Annotated in this window: 16 protein-coding genes; 14 read left to right on the top strand and 2 right to left on the bottom strand. The window is 53.7% G+C overall.

Going from position 1 to position 17006, the window contains the following annotated elements:
* The first annotated feature begins 30 nt into the window (after positions 1–30).
* Both otsB and otsA read left to right on the top strand, forming a co-directional pair.
* Positions 31–834 (top strand): trehalose-phosphatase, encoded by an 804-nt coding sequence (otsB, locus tag OGX93_RS01250; RefSeq protein ID WP_024130243.1) that lies wholly within the window; start codon positions 31–33, stop codon positions 832–834.
* On the top strand, positions 809–2230 hold the full coding sequence (gene otsA, locus OGX93_RS01255; RefSeq protein ID WP_024130244.1) for an alpha,alpha-trehalose-phosphate synthase: 1422 nt from the start codon (positions 809–811) through the stop codon (positions 2228–2230). The genes otsB and otsA overlap by 26 nt, the downstream gene beginning before the upstream one ends.
* A gap of 6 nt (positions 2231–2236) precedes the next feature.
* On the opposite strand, the gene uspC is transcribed toward otsA, so the two are convergent.
* Positions 2237–2665 (bottom strand): universal stress protein UspC, encoded by a 429-nt coding sequence (gene uspC, locus OGX93_RS01260; RefSeq protein ID WP_286449264.1) that lies wholly within the window; start codon positions 2663–2665, stop codon positions 2237–2239.
* Between the two features lie 793 nt (positions 2666–3458).
* On the opposite strand from uspC, the gene flhD reads away from it, so the two are divergent.
* The 6 genes from flhD to cheW all read left to right on the top strand — a co-directional run bounded on the left by flhD (position 3459) and on the right by cheW (position 8891).
* Positions 3459–3809 (top strand): flagellar transcriptional regulator FlhD, encoded by a 351-nt coding sequence (gene flhD / locus OGX93_RS01265; RefSeq protein ID WP_024130245.1) that lies wholly within the window; start codon positions 3459–3461, stop codon positions 3807–3809.
* Positions 3810–3811: 2 nt separating this feature from the next.
* The gene (gene flhC, locus OGX93_RS01270; RefSeq protein WP_024130246.1) at positions 3812–4390 is read left to right on the top strand and encodes a flagellar transcriptional regulator FlhC; all 579 of its coding nucleotides are present in this window, start codon (positions 3812–3814) and stop codon (positions 4388–4390) included.
* A 124-nt stretch (positions 4391–4514) separates the two neighbouring features.
* On the top strand, positions 4515–5405 hold the full coding sequence (motA, locus tag OGX93_RS01275) for a flagellar motor stator protein MotA (protein WP_024130247.1): 891 nt from the start codon (positions 4515–4517) through the stop codon (positions 5403–5405).
* A complete protein-coding gene (motB, locus tag OGX93_RS01280) occupies positions 5402–6328 on the top strand; it encodes a flagellar motor protein MotB (RefSeq protein WP_047463128.1) in 927 nt (308 codons plus the stop codon). The genes motA and motB overlap by 4 nt, the downstream gene beginning before the upstream one ends.
* A 4-nt stretch (positions 6329–6332) precedes the next feature.
* Positions 6333–8366, top strand: coding sequence for a chemotaxis protein CheA (gene cheA / locus OGX93_RS01285; RefSeq protein WP_058669286.1), 2034 nt, complete (start codon positions 6333–6335; stop codon positions 8364–8366).
* A 21-nt stretch (positions 8367–8387) separates the two neighbouring features.
* Complete coding sequence (gene cheW, locus OGX93_RS01290) at positions 8388–8891, top strand: chemotaxis protein CheW (protein ID WP_024130249.1); 504 nt, start codon at positions 8388–8390, stop codon at positions 8889–8891.
* A gap of 106 nt (positions 8892–8997) precedes the next feature.
* On the opposite strand, the gene OGX93_RS01295 is transcribed toward cheW, so the two are convergent.
* Positions 8998–10266 carry a dicarboxylate/amino acid:cation symporter gene (locus OGX93_RS01295; protein ID WP_286449263.1) on the bottom strand — a complete coding sequence of 423 codons (1269 nt, stop codon included), beginning with the start codon at positions 10264–10266 and terminating at the stop codon, positions 8998–9000.
* A gap of 404 nt (positions 10267–10670) precedes the next feature.
* Here OGX93_RS01295 and tar point away from each other — a divergent pair, with 404 nt between their 5' ends.
* From tar to cheZ, 6 genes are read left to right on the top strand one after another with little or no spacing between them, the layout of a single operon-like run.
* On the top strand, positions 10671–12329 hold the full coding sequence (gene tar, locus OGX93_RS01300) for a methyl-accepting chemotaxis protein II (protein ID WP_012131963.1): 1659 nt from the start codon (positions 10671–10673) through the stop codon (positions 12327–12329).
* Between the two features lie 42 nt (positions 12330–12371).
* Complete coding sequence (gene tap, locus OGX93_RS01305; protein WP_200053895.1) at positions 12372–13973, top strand: methyl-accepting chemotaxis protein IV; 1602 nt, start codon at positions 12372–12374, stop codon at positions 13971–13973.
* A gap of 19 nt (positions 13974–13992) precedes the next feature.
* The gene (gene cheR / locus OGX93_RS01310) at positions 13993–14859 is read left to right on the top strand and encodes a protein-glutamate O-methyltransferase CheR (protein WP_047463139.1); all 867 of its coding nucleotides are present in this window, start codon (positions 13993–13995) and stop codon (positions 14857–14859) included.
* A complete protein-coding gene (cheB, locus tag OGX93_RS01315; protein ID WP_012131966.1) occupies positions 14856–15905 on the top strand; it encodes a protein-glutamate methylesterase/protein glutamine deamidase in 1050 nt (349 codons plus the stop codon). The genes cheR and cheB overlap by 4 nt, the downstream gene beginning before the upstream one ends.
* Before the next feature lie 16 nt (positions 15906–15921).
* Positions 15922–16311, top strand: coding sequence for a chemotaxis response regulator CheY (gene cheY, locus OGX93_RS01320; protein WP_012131967.1), 390 nt, complete (start codon positions 15922–15924; stop codon positions 16309–16311).
* Between the two features lie 10 nt (positions 16312–16321).
* Positions 16322–16966, top strand: a complete 645-nt coding sequence (gene cheZ / locus OGX93_RS01325; protein ID WP_012131968.1) for a protein phosphatase CheZ — start codon at positions 16322–16324, stop codon at positions 16964–16966.
* Positions 16967–17006: the final 40 nt, after the last annotated feature.

Below are 17006 nucleotides of genomic sequence, written 5' to 3' on the forward strand. Positions count from 1 at the left end.
TCAAAAACGATGATTAAGGAGGAGAACAGGGTGGCAGAACCGTTAACCGTATCCCCCGAACTGTCCGCAAACTATGCTTATTTTTTCGATCTTGATGGGACGCTGGCGGAGATTAAACCACACCCGGATCAGGTGGTGGTGCCGCACAATATTCTCCAGCTGTTACACCGCCTCTCGACGCATAACGCAGGGGCGCTGGCATTGATTTCAGGGCGCTCAATGGCTGAACTTGATGCGCTCTCAGCCCCCTTTTGCTTTCCCCTCGCCGGGGTGCATGGGGCGGAACGCCGTGACATCAATGGTAATACCCATATCGTGCGCCTTCCGCAGGCGATAGCACGCGATGTCAGCGCGCAGCTGCACGCCGCGCTGGGAAATCTTCCAGGGGCGGAACTGGAAGCGAAGGGCATGGCCTTTGCGCTGCATTACCGGCAGGCGCCGCAGCATGAGGCGACGTTGCTGGCGCTGGCGCAGCACATTACGCAGAAATGGCCGCAGCTTGCGCTTCAGCCGGGTAAATGCGTGGTGGAGATTAAACCGAAAGGCGCGAACAAAGGGGAGGCCATTGCCGCGTTTATGCAAGAAGCGCCATTTGCAGGGCGTATCCCTGTCTTTGTGGGCGATGACTTGACGGATGAGGCGGGCTTTGACGTCGTCAATAATTTGGGAGGGATTTCAGTCAAAGTGGGTGCCGGGGCGACCCGGGCAACAGGACGTCTGGCAGGCGTTCCTGAGGTCTGGCGCTGGCTGGAAGAAATTAACAATCCACAACAAGAAAAAAAATTAATGAATGACAGGAGAGATGGCTATGGGTCGTTTAGTCGTAGTATCTAATCGAATTGCTCCCCCGGATAATAAAGGCGGCGCGGGTGGCCTGGCAGTTGGCGTACTGGGCGCATTGAAAGCGGCGGGCGGATTGTGGTTCGGCTGGAGTGGCGAGACGGGCAACGAGGATAAGCCGTTAAAAAAGGTCACACGAGGCAATATGACCTGGGCGTCTTTTAATCTGAGCGAGCAGGACTACGAGGAATATTATTGCCAGTTTTCGAATGCGGTCTTATGGCCTGCCTTCCATTATCGACTCGATCTAGTGCAGTTCCAGCGCCCCGCGTGGGAAGGGTATTCACGGGTGAATGCGCTGCTGGCGGATAAGCTGCTGCCCTTACTGAAAGATGACGATATTATCTGGGTTCATGACTATCATTTATTGCCGTTTGCCAGTGAATTGCGCAAGCGGGGCGTGAATAATCGCATCGGCTTTTTCTTGCATATCCCTTTCCCGACGCCGGAAATTTTCAATGCTTTGCCGCCGCATGATACGCTGCTGGAACAACTGTGTGATTTTGACTTACTGGGATTCCAGACGGAAAACGACCGCCTGGCGTTTCTGGACAGTCTGTCAAGTCAGACCAGAGTAACCACGCGCGGCAGTAAGAGCCATTCGGCATGGGGGAAATCCTTCCGCACTGAGGTCTATCCTATTGGCATTGAACCTGACGAGATCGCACAACAGGCTTCCGGGCCGTTACCGCCGAAACTGGCGCAGCTAAAAGCGGAGCTGAAAAATGTGCAAAACATTTTTTCCGTTGAGCGTCTGGATTACTCCAAAGGATTACCGGAGCGTTTCCAGGCGTATGAAGCGCTGCTGGAGAAATACCCCCAGCACCACGGGAAAATTCGCTACACGCAGATAGCGCCGACCTCGCGCGGTGAAGTGCAGGCTTATCAGGATATCCGCCACCAACTGGAGACGGAAGCAGGGCGTATCAACGGTAAATATGGACAGCTTGGCTGGACGCCGCTCTACTATCTTAACCAGCACTTTGATCGCAAGCTGCTGATGAAGGTGTTCCGCTACTCGGATGTCGGGTTAGTGACCCCGCTGCGGGATGGCATGAATCTGGTCGCGAAAGAGTTTGTCGCCGCGCAGGACCCGGCAAATCCCGGCGTTCTCGTTTTGTCGCAGTTTGCCGGTGCGGCGAATGAGTTGACGTCCGCGCTCATTGTTAACCCTTATGATCGGGATGATGTGGCCGTGGCGCTCCACCGCGCGTTGACCATGCCGCTTGCCGAACGCATTTCACGTCACGCGGAAATGCTTGAGACGATTATTAAAAATGATATTAATCACTGGCAGCAACGGTTTATTCGCGACCTAAAGGATGTCGCGCCACGTAGCGCTGAAACGCTGCATCGCAATAAGGTCGCCACCTTCCCAAAGCTTGCCTGACGCCCGCTAATCACCGACAAGCGGGACCAGCAATACATCAACTTCACTGGCGCTAACGACACTTTTCGCTGAGCAGGACGCTCGCGAAAAGAAGCTGTGATTATGATTGCCGCAAATGACCAAATCCACCTGCTGCTTACGACACACATCCAGAATATGCGCGCTTAACTCCCCGTAAGTAATGAACGTTTGTTCAATCGGGTAGTCTGCCTTCGCACTCAGTTTGTCGAGAAAATCCTGCGTCTCTTCATGCATCACCTCCCGCAAATCTTCCAGCATGGGGGCGGCGAATTGATTATACAGCTCGGGATCAGAGGCGAGGGTAATCAGGCTAATGCGGGCATTGACGGGACGAGCAATGGAGACAGCTTTCGCTAACAGCTGCTGACTTTCGGGGGTAACGGCGACGGCGACAAGAATATGCGTATAGCTCATAACTCGCTCCTTATTGCAAGAATATGAGGTTTCTTCTTCAGCTTTACTCTGTTTAGTCGAATTCTGCAATGTTTTCCTGTGACGATAGTGTGAAGGTTATCATAATAATTCATTAATTATTCTTATAAATGGAATAGTGGCATAACGCACATTGTAAACGTTATTACGCGCTTTAACTTAAATCGACCAATTATGAAAACAAAATGTTAATTACGATGTAACAAAAATTAACTTGTTATGCATCATAGATACCGTCTATTGGTTAACCCTGCTTAATATTTAAGTGGTTGTTTAGAAACGATTAAATTATTTTATGTCCCCGACAGGAATATTCAGAAAGGGGGATATTTTCAGATGTTATTTTAACGGTGCTAAACATACCGCATGAGTGATTATTTACGCACATATTCGTGTATCTGGAATAGAAAAACTGAACGAAAGGCTAAAAAATAATCAAAATAAAAGTTCAACTGATGGATTTATGTTAAGTATTTGGATGATTTATGTGATCTGGATCACATATTTCTCAAATTCGCAGCCCGGCTCCGTTGTATGTGTTCGTGCTGACGAGTAGAGTTGCGTCGAATTAGGAAAAATCTTAGGCATTTTGTAATAAATCATGTAAACGTGTAAAAACCTGACACCCCATTAAGGGGGGTTTTACTGTATGCATCGGTGCCTGGGCGTGGCTATGCATTTGACCTTTTTGCTTTTTTTACCGGGGATTCCCGGCGACATCACGGGGTGCGGTTTCACCGCATAAAAATAAAGTTGGTTATTCTGGATGGGAACAATGCATACATCCGAGTTGCTGAAACACATTTATGACATCAATCTGTCATATTTACTCCTTGCACAGCGTCTGATCGTTCAGGACAAAGCATCCGCGATGTTCCGCCTTGGTATCAGTGAAGAGATGGCGAACACGTTGGGTACTCTGACTCTTCCACAAATGGTTAAACTGGCCGAAACAAACCAGCTGGTATGTCATTTCCGTTTTGACAACCACCAGACAGTTACCCAGCTGACCCAGGATTCTCGCGTTGACGATCTTCAGCAAATTCATACCGGTATCATGCTTTCAACACGCCTGTTACACGATGTGAATCAGGCCGACGATGCGGCGCGTAAGAAAAGGGCTTGATGATGAGTGAAAAAAGCATTGTTCAGGAAGCTCGCGATATCCAGTTAGCGATGGAATTGATCTCTTTGGGCGCCCGTTTGCAAATGCTGGAAAGCGAAACGCAGTTAAGTCGTGGTCGCCTCATCAAATTATACAAAGAGTTACGCGGCAGTCCTCCGCCAAAAGGTATGCTTCCTTTTTCAACGGACTGGTTTATGACATGGGAGCAAAATATTCATGCCTCCATGTTTTGCAACGCCTGGCAGTTCTTACTCAAAACCGGTCTGTGCAGCGGCGTGGATGCGGTCATTAAAGCGTACCGTCTGTATCTGGAACAGTGCCCGCAGGCGGAAGACGGGCCATTGTTGGCGTTAACACGCGCATGGACGCTGGTGCGTTTCGTGGAAAGCGGGCTGCTTGAATTATCGACCTGTAATTGCTGTGGCGGGAATTTTATTACCCATGCGCATCAGCCTGCGGGGAGTTTTGCCTGTAGTTTGTGCCAGCCGCCGTCCCGCGCAGTAAAAAGACGTAAACTTTCCCAAAATGCTGCCGATATTATTCCACAACTGCTGGATGAACAGATCGAACAGGCTGTTTAACCGATACGGTGTGGACAAACACTCCAGCAGCGGTAAGTGATTACCGCTGCTTTTTTTTGCCTTGCCGACGTGTTATTCGCCCGACTGTACATCCTGTTTTAGTCAACAGCGGAAGGATGATGTCGTGCTTATCTTATTAGGTTACCTGGTAGTTCTCGGTACAGTTTTCGGTGGTTACATGATGACCGGCGGACACCTTGGAGCACTCTATCAACCGGCTGAATTCGTCATCATCGGTGGTGCGGGGATCGGGGCATTCATTGTCGGTAACAACGGCAAAGCGATCAAAGGGACGTTAAAGGCGCTCCCGTTACTGTTTCGTCGTTCGAAATACACAAAAGCGATGTACATGGATTTGCTGGCGTTGCTCTATCGCCTGATGGCCAAATCGCGCCAGCAGGGGATGTTCTCGCTGGAACGTGACATTGAAAACCCGAAAGAGAGTGAAATTTTTGCCAGCTATCCGCGTATTCTGGCCGACGCGGTCATGCTTGATTTTATCGTCGATTATCTGCGCCTGATCATCAGCGGCAACATGAATACCTTTGAAATTGAGGCGCTGATGGATGAGGAAATTGAAACCCACGAAAGCGAGGCGGAAGTTCCTGCCAACAGCCTGGCGCTGATGGGCGATTCATTACCGGCATTTGGTATCGTTGCGGCGGTCATGGGGGTTGTCCATGCGCTGGCTTCCGCCGATCGTCCGGCGGCTGAACTGGGGGCGCTGATCGCCCATGCGATGGTGGGGACATTCCTCGGGATTTTATTGGCCTATGGGTTTATCTCGCCACTCGCCAGCGTGCTGCGTCAAAAGAGCGCTGAAACCACCAAAATGATGCAGTGCGTAAAAATCACACTGCTTTCTAACCTGAACGGTTATGCGCCGCCGATCGCCGTCGAATTTGGTCGTAAAACATTGTATTCCAGCGAACGTCCTTCGTTCATTGAACTGGAAGAGCACGTACGCGCAGTGAGAAACCCGAACCAGCAGCAGACGACGACCGAGGAAGCATGAAGAATCAGCCCCATCCAATTATCGTCGTAAAACGGCGGAAACATAAGGGTCACGGCGGGGCGCATGGCTCCTGGAAAATTGCTTACGCCGACTTTATGACGGCGATGATGGCTTTTTTCCTCGTCATGTGGCTGATTTCTATCTCCAGTCCTAAAGAATTGATTCAAATTGCCGAATATTTCCGTACGCCGCTGGCAACAGCGATAACGGGCGGACATCGCATCGCGAACAGTGAAAGTCCGATCCCCGGCGGCGGCGAGGACTACACCCAGCAGCAGGGTGAAGTGAACAAGCAACCCAATATTGATGAACTGAAAAGGCGTATGGAGCAGAGCCGTCTGAGCAAATTGCGCGGCGACCTGGATCAGCTGATTGAGTCCGATCCCAAACTGCGCGCATTGCGGCCGCACCTGAAGATTGACCTGGTTCAGGAAGGGCTGCGCATTCAGATTATCGACAGCCAGAATCGCCCGATGTTTAAGACGGGCAGCGCGGAGGTTGAACCTTACATGCGTGACATTCTGCGTGGTATTGCGCCGGTGTTGAACGGTATTCCTAACCGCATCAGCCTTTCCGGTCATACGGATGATTTCCCGTACGCCAGCGGCGAACGGGGATACAGCAACTGGGAATTGTCGGCCGACCGCGCCAATGCTTCGCGTCGCGAACTGGTGGTTGGCGGTCTGGATGATGGAAAAGTATTACGGGTGGTAGGCATGGCCGCCACGATGCGTCTGAGCGATCGCGGTCCTGATGACGCCATCAACCGCCGTATAAGTCTGCTGGTGTTGAACAAGCAGGCAGAAGAGGCCATTTTGCATGAAAACGCTGAAAGCCAGAATGAGCCGGTAAGTGTCTTACAACAGCCAGCGGCACTCCCGCCGGTAAGCGTTCCCACATCGCCACCAGCCAATCCGAGGTGATAGCGTGAGCATGGATATTAGCGATTTTTATCAGACATTTTTTGATGAAGCTGACGAGCTGTTGGCTGACATGGAGCAGCACCTGCTTGATTTGGCGCCTGAAGCCCCGGACTCTGAGCAACTGAATGCCATTTTTCGTGCGGCGCACTCCATTAAAGGCGGCGCAGGTACTTTCGGCTTTACCGTTTTGCAGGAAACAACCCACTTGATGGAAAACCTGCTGGATGAAGCCCGGCGCGGTGAGATGCAGCTCAATACCGACATTATCAACCTGTTTTTGGAAACGAAAGATATTATGCAGGAACAGCTCGACGCCTATAAAAGCTCGGAAGAGCCGGATGCCGCAAGCTTCGAATATATCTGCAACGCGTTACGTCAGTTAGCGCTTGAGGCGAAAGGGGAAACCGCTCCGGCGGTGGTTAACGCTGCCAAATTGAGCGTCGTCGACGGTACGGCGATACAGGAAGAGGCGGTCGCACAGGAAAACAGCGCGGAAGAGAGCAAACTGCGCGTGGTTCTTTCGCGCCTGAAAGCCAATGAAGTCGATCTGCTTGAAGAAGAGTTGGGCAACCTGGCCACCTTAACGGATGTGGTGAAAGGCGCGGATTCGCTGTCCGCGACCCTCGACGGCACGATTGCGGAAGATGACATCATTGCGGTGCTCTGCTTTGTGATTGAAGCCGATCAGATAGCCTTTGAGACGGTCTCCTCAGCCCCGGTCGCGCAGGTCGAAGAGCCTGTTGCCGTGGCAACTACGCCGCAACCGACCGCAGTGGTTCCTGTTGCCAAAGCCGCCGCCAGCGAACCGCAGTCCGGGCGCGCCGAGCGTGAAAAGCCGGCCCGTGAGCGAGAGTCAACCAGTATTCGCGTGGCGGTTGAGAAAGTAGACCAGTTGATCAACCTGGTCGGCGAACTGGTGATTACTCAGTCAATGCTGGCCCAGCGTTCTAATGAACTGGACCCGGTTAATCATGGCGATCTCATCACCAGCATGGGTCAGTTACAACGTAACGCCCGCGATCTGCAAGAGTCGGTGATGTCGATTCGTATGATGCCGATGGAGTACGTCTTCAGCCGCTTCCCGCGTCTGGTGCGCGACCTGGCGGGTAAACTGGGCAAACAGGTTGAACTGACCCTCGTCGGCAGCTCGACGGAACTGGATAAAAGTCTGATTGAACGCATTATCGATCCATTAACCCACCTGGTGCGCAACAGCCTCGATCACGGTATCGAGATGCCGGAAACACGCCTTGAAGCCGGGAAGAATGCGATCGGTAATCTGATCCTCTCCGCTGAACACCAGGGCGGCAATATCTGCATTGAAGTGACCGATGACGGCGCGGGGCTGAATCGCGAGCGCATTCTGGCGAAAGCTGTCTCTCAGGGGATGGCGGTCAACGAAAATATGACCGATGAAGAAGTGGGCATGTTGATTTTTGCGCCGGGCTTCTCCACCGCCGAGCAGGTGACGGATGTTTCCGGTCGCGGCGTGGGCATGGACGTGGTGAAACGTAACATCCAGGAGATGGGCGGCCACGTTGAAATCCAGTCGAAGCAGGGGACGGGCACCACCATTCGCATTCTGCTGCCGCTGACGCTGGCTATTCTGGACGGGATGTCCGTCCGCGTGGCGGGCGAAGTGTTCATTCTGCCGCTGAATGCGGTAATGGAATCGCTGCAACCGCGTGAAGACGATCTGCACCCGCTGGCCGGAGGCGAGCGCGTACTGGAAGTGCGCGGCGAGTATCTGCCGCTGGTGGAACTGTGGAAAGTCTTTGATGTCGTTGGCGCCAAAACTGAAGCCACGCAGGGCATTGTGGTGATCCTGCAAAGCGGCGGTCGCCGTTACGCACTGCTGGTTGATCAGCTTATTGGACAGCACCAGGTGGTAGTGAAAAACCTGGAAAGCAACTATCGCAAGGTGCCAGGCATTTCTGCGGCGACGATTCTGGGCGACGGCAGCGTGGCGCTGATCGTTGATGTCTCCGCATTGCAGGGTTTAAACCGTGAACAACGTATGGCGATCACAGCCGCCTGATTGAGTGAGAAAGGTAATTATATGACCGGTATGAGTAATGTAACCAAACTGGCCGGCGAGCCGTCAGGTCAGGAATTCCTGGTATTTACACTGGGAGATGAAGAGTACGGTATCGACATCCTGAAAGTGCAGGAGATCCGTGGCTACGATCAGGTCACGCGCATCGCTAACACGCCTTCTTTTATTAAAGGGGTGACGAACCTGCGCGGCGTGATTGTGCCGATTGTCGATCTGCGCGTGAAGTTTTGCCAGGGCGACGTTGAGTATAACGATAACACGGTGGTCATCGTGTTGAATCTGGGACAACGCGTGGTAGGGATTGTGGTGGACGGCGTGTCTGACGTGCTGTCGCTGACGGCGGAGCAAATTCGTCCGGCGCCGGAGTTTGCCGTTACCCTGTCTACGGAATATCTGACCGGTCTGGGCGCGCTTGGCGAACGTATGTTGATCCTGGTGAACATTGAGAAACTGCTGAACAGCGATGAGATGGCGCTGCTTGATATCGCCGCTTCCCACGTTGCATAACCGTTGACTGCCTGTGCCGGATGGCGCTTCGCTTATCCGGCCTACACATGACACATCGCCGTATGTAGGCCGGATAAGGTGTTTACACCGCCATCCGGCAAATACATTACCCCACTAACTGCTGCGGAACGCGTTCTTCCGCGTCCTCTTCCAGCAAACCTTCATTCTGCGCCAGCATCGCGGTGGCAATGCCGTTTCCTAACACGTTAATGGCGGAGCGTCCCATGTCAAGAAAATGGTCAATCCCCATCAGCAACAAAATGCCCGCCACCGGAATATTGAAGCTCGGAATCGTGGCGGCCAGCACCACCAGCGCAGAACGCGGTACGCCTGCAATTCCTTTTGACGCCAGCATCAGCGTCAGCATCAGCACCGTAATTTCCGCAAAAGAGAGATGAATATTATAAGCCTGCGCGATAAACATCGACGCGAAAGAGCAATACACCATCGAGCCGACGAGGTTAAAGGAGTAACCAATAGGCAGCACAAACGACACGATGTTGCGTGAGCAGCCAAACTTCGTCAGTTGTTCCAGCGTTTTCGGATAAGCGGCTTCAGAGCTGCTGGTAGTAAAGGCGACCAGCACCGGATCTTTCAACATGCTGACTAACCGGAACACCTCTTTTTTCAGCACCATATAGCCCACGGTCAGCAGCACCAGGCAGGTCAGCAGAATCGCCACATAGTAGCCGCCGATAAACGACGCGTAGTTAAGCAGAATCCCCAGCCCCTGGGTGGCGATCACCGAGGAGATCGCGGCAAAAATGGCCAACGGCGCAACGTACATCACGTAGCCGGTCACCTTCAGCATAATATGTGAAACCACATCCAGGGCGGCGACCAGCGGCGCGTTGAATTTCTCGCCAAGCGACGCGCCGCCAATACCGAAGAACATGGAAAACACGACGATCTGCAAAATTTCATTATTGGCCATCGCTCCGGCAATGCTGGTCGGAATGGTGTGCGACAGGAATCCTTTTAAGCTCATGCCGCCCACCGCAAGCCCGGTGTCGACCGATTCTGCCGGAATTGCCAGATTCAGACCGCTGCCCGGATGCTCAATCGTCACGATAAACAGCCCCACCAGAATGGACAACACGGAAGAACTGATAAACCAGACCATCGCTTTACCGCCAACGCGGCCGATAGTGGCGGTTTCGCCCAGACGCATGATGCCCACGGTTAGCGTGCTGAAAACCAGCGGGGCAATCACCATTTTAATGAGCCGTAAGAAAATATCGGTGAGGAGCGTGATGTTATCGGACCAGGCGGCGATCGCCTCCTGTGACGCGTAAGAGTGAATCACCGCGCCTGACAGGATGCCTGCCAGCATGAAGATCACGATAAATAACGTGAGTTTGTTTGCACTTGCCACTGAAAAGCCCTCTGGCTGGATTTCACATGTTGTTGTCAGTAACGCTTTTGTTTTATTTATTGAGTCGCACTGAAATATTCATCATATAAATTGAATTAAAGCGCAGGGGGATACAACTATTTTTTATTATTTATTCATTTTGTTGTGTTCTGACGGCTGTGCTTATGTGATCAGAGTCACATAAGAATCGTTTTTGTCGGCAAAATGCAAACTGTCCAGGAAGGTGATGAATGTTAATATAATGATAATAATGATGTTTTTCTGTCAATGTCTGGTTACCGCCCCAAAACCGCCAGCCGCGATCCGCCGATCGGCGCTTCCTGCTTCTATTTCCTTTTCGCAAATGTAAAGTTCTCTTCTCTGGTGCCGATAACGTTGATAACTCGTTTTCAGGAAGGTGCCTTATGTTTAACCGTATCCGCGTTGTCACAATGCTGATGATGGTGCTGGGGGTTTTCGCACTGCTACAGCTTGTTTCCGGTGGTCTGTTGTTTTCGTCATTACAGCAGAACCAGCAAAGTTTTGTTATTTCAAATGATTTACGCCAGCAGCAGAGCGAACTGACCTCGACATGGGATCTCATGCTGCAAACGCGTATTAACCTGAGCCGTTCTTCGGCCCGCATGATGATGGATGCCTCTAATCAGCAGAGCAGCGCGAAAAACGACCTGCTGAAAAACGCCAAAAGCACGCTGGAGCAGGCGGCAACGCATTATGCCAACTTCAAAAATATTAATCCGCTGCCGGAGATGGCGGAAGCCAGCGGCAATGTGGATGAAAAATACCAGCAATACCATGCGGCGCTGGCGGAACTGGTTCAGTTCCTCGAAAACGGCAACATGGATGCCTACTTCGCGCAGCCAACCCAGGGGATGCAGAACGCACTTGGCGAAGCGCTGGGCAAATACGCTGGCGTGAGCGAAAAACTGTACAGCAAGGCGTTTGATGAGAGCGCGCGTGACTACCATTTTGCCCAGTGGCAATTGGGTATTCTGGCGGTTGTCCTGGTGCTGATTCTGGTTGTGGTGTGGTACGGCATTCGTCATACCTTGCTGAATCCGCTGGCGCGAGTGATTGCCCATATTCGTGACATCGCCAGCGGTAACTTGACCAATACGCTGACCGTCTCCGGGCGCAATGAGATCGGTGAACTGGCGGGAACCGTTGATCATATGCAGCGTTCGCTGATTGAGACGGTGACTCAGGTACGTGAAGGGTCTGACGCCATCTATTCCGGCACCAGCGAAATCGCTACGGGCAACACCGATCTTTCCTCCCGCACCGAGCAGCAGGCGTCGGCGCTGGAAGAAACGGCTGCCAGCATGGAACAGCTCACCGCGACGGTGAAACAGAACGCCGACAATGCCCGTCAGGCGTCGCACCTGGCGCAAAGCGCCTCCGACACCGCACAACACGGCGGGAAAGTGGTGGATGGCGTGGTCAACACCATGCATGAAATTGCCGACAGCTCGAAGAAGATCGCCGACATCATCAGCGTTATCGATGGCATTGCATTCCAGACCAATATTCTGGCGCTGAACGCTGCGGTTGAAGCCGCGCGCGCCGGGGAGCAAGGGCGCGGGTTTGCGGTGGTGGCAGGGGAAGTGCGTAACCTGGCGAGCCGCAGCGCGCAGGCGGCGAAAGAGATCAAAGCGCTCATTGAAGATTCCGTTTCGCGGGTGGATACCGGCTCCGTGCTGGTGGAAAGCGCCGGTGAAACGATGAGAGACATTGTCAACGCCGTGACCCGCGTGACGGACATCATGGGTGAAATCGCGTCGGCTTCCGATGAGCAAAGCCGCGGGATCGATCAGGTGGCGCTGGCCGTCTCTGAGATGGATCGCGTCACGCAGCAGAACGCCTCGCTGGTGCAGGAGTCGGCGGCCGCAGCGGCCGCGCTTGAAGAGCAGGCCAGCCGTTTAACGATGGCGGTATCCGCGTTTCGTCTGGCATCTCGTCCATTAACCGTAAAAACAGACCTGAATACAACCGCAGCGGCGCCGCGTACAGCGCAACCGCGCCAGCTTGCAACTGAACAAGATACTCACTGGGAAACATTTTGATCGTCTTTTAATCGTGGCCTTTGCCGCCTAATGGGAGCGTTGATGTTTAATCGTATTCGAATCTCGACCACGCTGTTTTTAATCTTGATCCTCTGCGGTGTTTTGCAGATTGGCAGTAATGGCTTGTCCTTTTGGGCATTTCGCGATGGTTTTCAGAGTCTGAACCAGGTCGAGCAGAGTAATCAGCAACGCGCAGCATTGGCGCAAACACGCGCCGTTTTATTACAGGCCAGTACCGCGCTGAATAAAGCCGGGACGTTAACCGCACTGAGCTATCCGCCCGAGGATATCAAACAGCTGATGACCACCGCCCGGGAAAGCCTGGCGCAGTCCGGCGTTGTGTTTAAAGGTTTTATGGCGACAGAGGCGAGTACGGAAGAGGGGAAAGCGTTACAGGCCGCCACGGAAAAGAGTTATACGCAGTGGTATAGCGATCTGGAACATCAGGCCACCTGGCTTGAAAGTAACCAGCTGTCGGATTTTCTGACCGCGCCGGTACAGGCATCGCAGGACGCCTTTGACGCCAACGTCACTACCTGGCAGCAGAATATCAACCATGTTCTGGAGACGGCCAGCGAACAGGGGAAAGACAATTATCACCGCTCGGCGATTATTTTTATCACGATGGTGGTCGTCGCAGCGTTATTAACCACCGGGGCGCTGTTCTGGTCACGCAAAATGATTGTTCAGCCGTTGGCGATTATCGGCAGCCATTTTGACAGCATTGCGGACGGAAACCTGGCGCGGCCGATTGCCGTATATGGGCGCAACGAGATTTCCGCTATTTTCGCCAGCCTGAAGGCCATGCAGCAGGCGCTGCGCGAAACGGTCAGCGACGTGCGGCAGGGCAGTTTAGCGATGCATACCGGCATTTCGGAAATCGCGATGGGCAATAACGATCTGTCGTCACGTACCGAACAGCAGGCGGCGTCGCTGGCGCAAACCGCAGCCAGTATGGAGCAGCTAACGGCAACGGTCGGGCAGAACGCCGATAACGCCCGTCAGGCCTCCGGTCTGGCGAAAAGCGCGGCGGATACCGCGAAAAAAGGCGGCGACCAGGCTTCGCGTATGGCCAGCACAATGCAGGATATTGCCGCCAGTTCGCAGAAAATTGGCGACATCATCGGGGTTATCGACAGCATTGCGTTTCAGACCAATATTCTGGCGCTGAATGCGGCGGTCGAAGCGGCGCGGGCCGGTGAGCAGGGGCGCGGTTTTGCCGTTGTCGCAGGCGAAGTGCGTAACCTGGCGAGCCGCAGCGCACAGGCGGCCAAAGAGATTAAAGGGTTGATTGAGGAGTCCGTAAACCGTGTGCATCAGGGATCACAACTGGTGGACACCGCCGCGAATACCATGACGGAGATCGTCAGCTCGGTAACCCAGGTGAACGACATCATGGGCGAAATCGCCTCAGCCTCCGATGAACAGCGCAGAGGAATTGAGCAGGTGGCGCAAGCCGTCAGCCAGATGGATCAGGTGACGCAACAAAACGCCGCGCTTGTCGAAGAAGCCGCCGCCGCCACCGACCAGTTAGCGAACCAGGCAGACCATCTCTCTGCCCGTGTCGCGGTATTTAAGCTTGAAGAGCAAGTCGTAACACAACAAGAGTCGGCGCCGCCGCAAGCGGTACCCGTTGTATCCTGAATGTGATTGAGAAGGCGCTATGACATCATCGCTGCCCACCGGGCAAACGTCATTATTGTTACAGATGACACAGCGCCTCGCGCTGTCTGACGCGCATTTTCGTCGGATATGTCAATTAATCTACCAGCGCGCGGGAATCGTGCTGGCGGACCACAAGCGGGATATGGTTTACAACCGCCTGGTCCGTCGCCTGAGAACGCTGGGGCTGGATGATTTCGGCCGTTATCTCAGCATGCTGGAAGCCAACCAGAACAGCGCTGAGTGGCAGGCTTTTATTAACTCATTGACCACTAACCTGACGGCCTTCTTCCGTGAAGCGCATCACTTCCCGGTACTGGCGGATCACGCGCGTCGCCGCAACGGGGAATACCGTGTGTGGAGCGCGGCGGCCTCTACCGGAGAGGAACCCTACAGCATCGCCATTACGCTGGCGGATGCCTTAGGGATGGCGCCGGGGCGCTGGAAAGTTTTCGCCAGCGATATCGACACCGAAGTGCTGGAAAAGGCGAGAAGCGGGATTTACCGTCAGGACGAGTTGAAAACGCTGTCGCCACAACAGTTGCAGCGTTATTTCATGCGCGGTACAGGCCCGCATGAAGGGCTGGTGCGCGTGCGACAGGAACTGGCTAATTACGTTGAGTTTTCCACCCTCAACCTGCTGGATAAACAGTACAACGTTCCCGGGCCATTCGACGCGATATTTTGCCGTAACGTCATGATCTATTTTGATAAAACAACGCAGCAGGACATTCTGCGTCGTTTTGTTCCACTCCTTAAGCCTGACGGACTGCTGTTTGCGGGTCACTCAGAAAACTTTAGCAACCTCGTGCGCGACTTTAGCCTGCGCGGACAGACGGTGTATGCGCTAAGTAAGGACAAAGCATGAGTAAAATCAGGGTGTTGTCGGTTGACGATTCAGCGCTGATGCGCCAAATCATGACCGAAATTATTAACAGCCATAGCGATATGGAAATGGTGGCGACGGCGCCCGATCCGCTGGTTGCCAGGGATTTAATCAAAAAATATAACCCCGATGTGCTGACGCTGGATGTGGAAATGCCGCGCATGGACGGTCTCGATTTTCTTGAGAAACTGATGCGACTGCGTCCGATGCCGGTGGTTATGGTCTCCTCTCTGACCGGGAAAGGTTCAGAGGTGACGCTGCGCGCGCTGGAACTGGGGGCGATTGATTTTGTCACCAAGCCTCAGTTGGGCATTCGCGAAGGGATGCTGGCGTACAGCGAGATGATCGCAGAGAAAGTCCGCACCGCGTCACGCGCTCGCCTGGCGGCGCATAAGCCGATGGCTGCGCCTGTGACGCTAAAAGCGGGGCCGCTGCTCAGTTCTGAAAAACTGATCGCGATTGGCGCCTCGACGGGGGGAACCGAGGCCATACGTCATGTGCTGCAACCGCTGCCGCTTTCCAGTCCGGCGGTGATCATCACCCAGCATATGCCGCCCGGTTTTACCCGTTCGTTTGCCGAGCGGTTAAATAAGCTCTGCCAGATTAGCGTGAAAGAGGCGGAAGACGGCGAACGCGTGCTGCCAGGCCATGCCTACATCGCCCCCGGCGACAAGCATATGGAGCTGACGCGCAGCGGGGCGAACTATCAAATCAAAATTCATGACGGGCCGCCGGTTAACCGCCATCGCCCGTCAGTGGATGTGCTGTTTCATTCGGTCGCAAAACATGCGGGGCGCAATGCGGTAGGGGTCATCCTTACCGGCATGGGCAACGATGGCGCGGCCGGAATGTTAGCGATGCACCAGGCTGGCGCCTGGACTATCGCGCAAAATGAAGCAAGTTGTGTGGTGTTCGGCATGCCGCGCGAGGCCATCAATATGGGTGGCGTGAGCGAAGTGGTCGATCTTAGCCAGGTAAGCCAGCAGATGCTGGCGAAAATCAGTGCCGGACAGGCAATACGTATTTAACGAGGAGTATTTTTTTATGGCGGACAAAGAGCTCAGATTTCTGGTTGTGGATGACTTTTCCACCATGCGTCGCATCGTGCGCAACCTGCTAAAAGAGCTGGGTTTCAATAACGTCGAAGAGGCCGAAGATGGCGTTGACGCACTGAACAAATTGCAGGCAAGCGGCTTTGACTTCGTAATTTCTGACTGGAACATGCCCAACATGGACGGTCTGGAACTGCTGAAAACGATTCGCGCTGATGGCGCAATGGCGTCATTGCCGGTGCTGATGGTGACCGCAGAAGCGAAGAAAGAGAACATTATCGCGGCTGCGCAGGCGGGTGCCAGCGGCTATGTGGTGAAACCGTTCACTGCGGCGACGCTGGAAGAGAAACTCAACAAAATCTTTGAGAAACTGGGCATGTGAGGGTCTGAGTATGATGCAACCACAAATTAAACCTGTTGATGAGCATTCAGCAGGGGACATCATTGCGCGCATCGGCAGTCTGACCCGAATGCTGCGTGACAGCCTGCGTGAACTGGGGCTGGATCAGGCGATAGCAGAAGCGGCGGAAGCGATTCCTGACGCGCGCGATCGTCTGGACTATGTTGTACAGATGACGGCGCAGGCGGCGGAACGTGCGCTGAACAGCGTTGAAGCCTCTCAGCCACACCAGGATGAAATGGAGAAGGGCGCCAAAGCTCTGACCAAACGCTGGGATGAGTGGTTCGAAAACCCGATTGAACTCGCCGACGCCCGCGAACTGGTTACGGATACGCGTAAATTCCTCGGTGATGTGCCGGGGCATACCAGCTTCACCAATGCGCAACTGCTGGACATCATGATGGCGCAGGATTTCCAGGATCTCACCGGTCAGGTTATCAAGCGCATGATGGATGTGATCCAGGAGATTGAGCGCCAGCTGCTGATGGTATTGCTGGAAAACATCCCTGAGCAAAATTCACGTCCGAAACGCGAGAATGAAAGCCTGCTCAATGGCCCACAGGTCGACACCACCAAAGCCGGCGTTGTCGCCAGCCAGGATCAGGTGGATGACCTGCTGGATAGCCTCGGGTTCTGATGCGGTAAGGTATCCTCAGGTTGTGCCGACAACCTGAGGA

Origin of the sequence: Citrobacter sp. CK195 (genome assembly GCF_030333365.1) — a bacterium.
Taxonomy (GTDB): Bacteria; Pseudomonadota; Gammaproteobacteria; order Enterobacterales; family Enterobacteriaceae; genus Citrobacter_B; species Citrobacter_B koseri.

Coding starts and splice junctions, on each gene's coding strand:
- otsA (WP_024130244.1), top strand. CDS start 809: ATGGGTCGTTTAGTCGTAGTATCTAATCGAATTGCTCCCCCGGATAAT.
- uspC (WP_286449264.1), bottom strand. CDS start 2,665: ATGAGCTATACGCATATTCTTGTCGCCGTCGCCGTTACCCCCGAAAGT.
- flhD (WP_024130245.1), top strand. CDS start 3,459: ATGCATACATCCGAGTTGCTGAAACACATTTATGACATCAATCTGTCA.
- flhC (WP_024130246.1), top strand. CDS start 3,812: ATGAGTGAAAAAAGCATTGTTCAGGAAGCTCGCGATATCCAGTTAGCG.
- motB (WP_047463128.1), top strand. CDS start 5,402: ATGAAGAATCAGCCCCATCCAATTATCGTCGTAAAACGGCGGAAACAT.
- cheW (WP_024130249.1), top strand. CDS start 8,388: ATGACCGGTATGAGTAATGTAACCAAACTGGCCGGCGAGCCGTCAGGT.
- tar (WP_012131963.1), top strand. CDS start 10,671: ATGTTTAACCGTATCCGCGTTGTCACAATGCTGATGATGGTGCTGGGG.
- tap (WP_200053895.1), top strand. CDS start 12,372: ATGTTTAATCGTATTCGAATCTCGACCACGCTGTTTTTAATCTTGATC.
- cheR (WP_047463139.1), top strand. CDS start 13,993: ATGACATCATCGCTGCCCACCGGGCAAACGTCATTATTGTTACAGATG.
- cheB (WP_012131966.1), top strand. CDS start 14,856: ATGAGTAAAATCAGGGTGTTGTCGGTTGACGATTCAGCGCTGATGCGC.
- cheY (WP_012131967.1), top strand. CDS start 15,922: ATGGCGGACAAAGAGCTCAGATTTCTGGTTGTGGATGACTTTTCCACC.
- cheZ (WP_012131968.1), top strand. CDS start 16,322: ATGATGCAACCACAAATTAAACCTGTTGATGAGCATTCAGCAGGGGAC.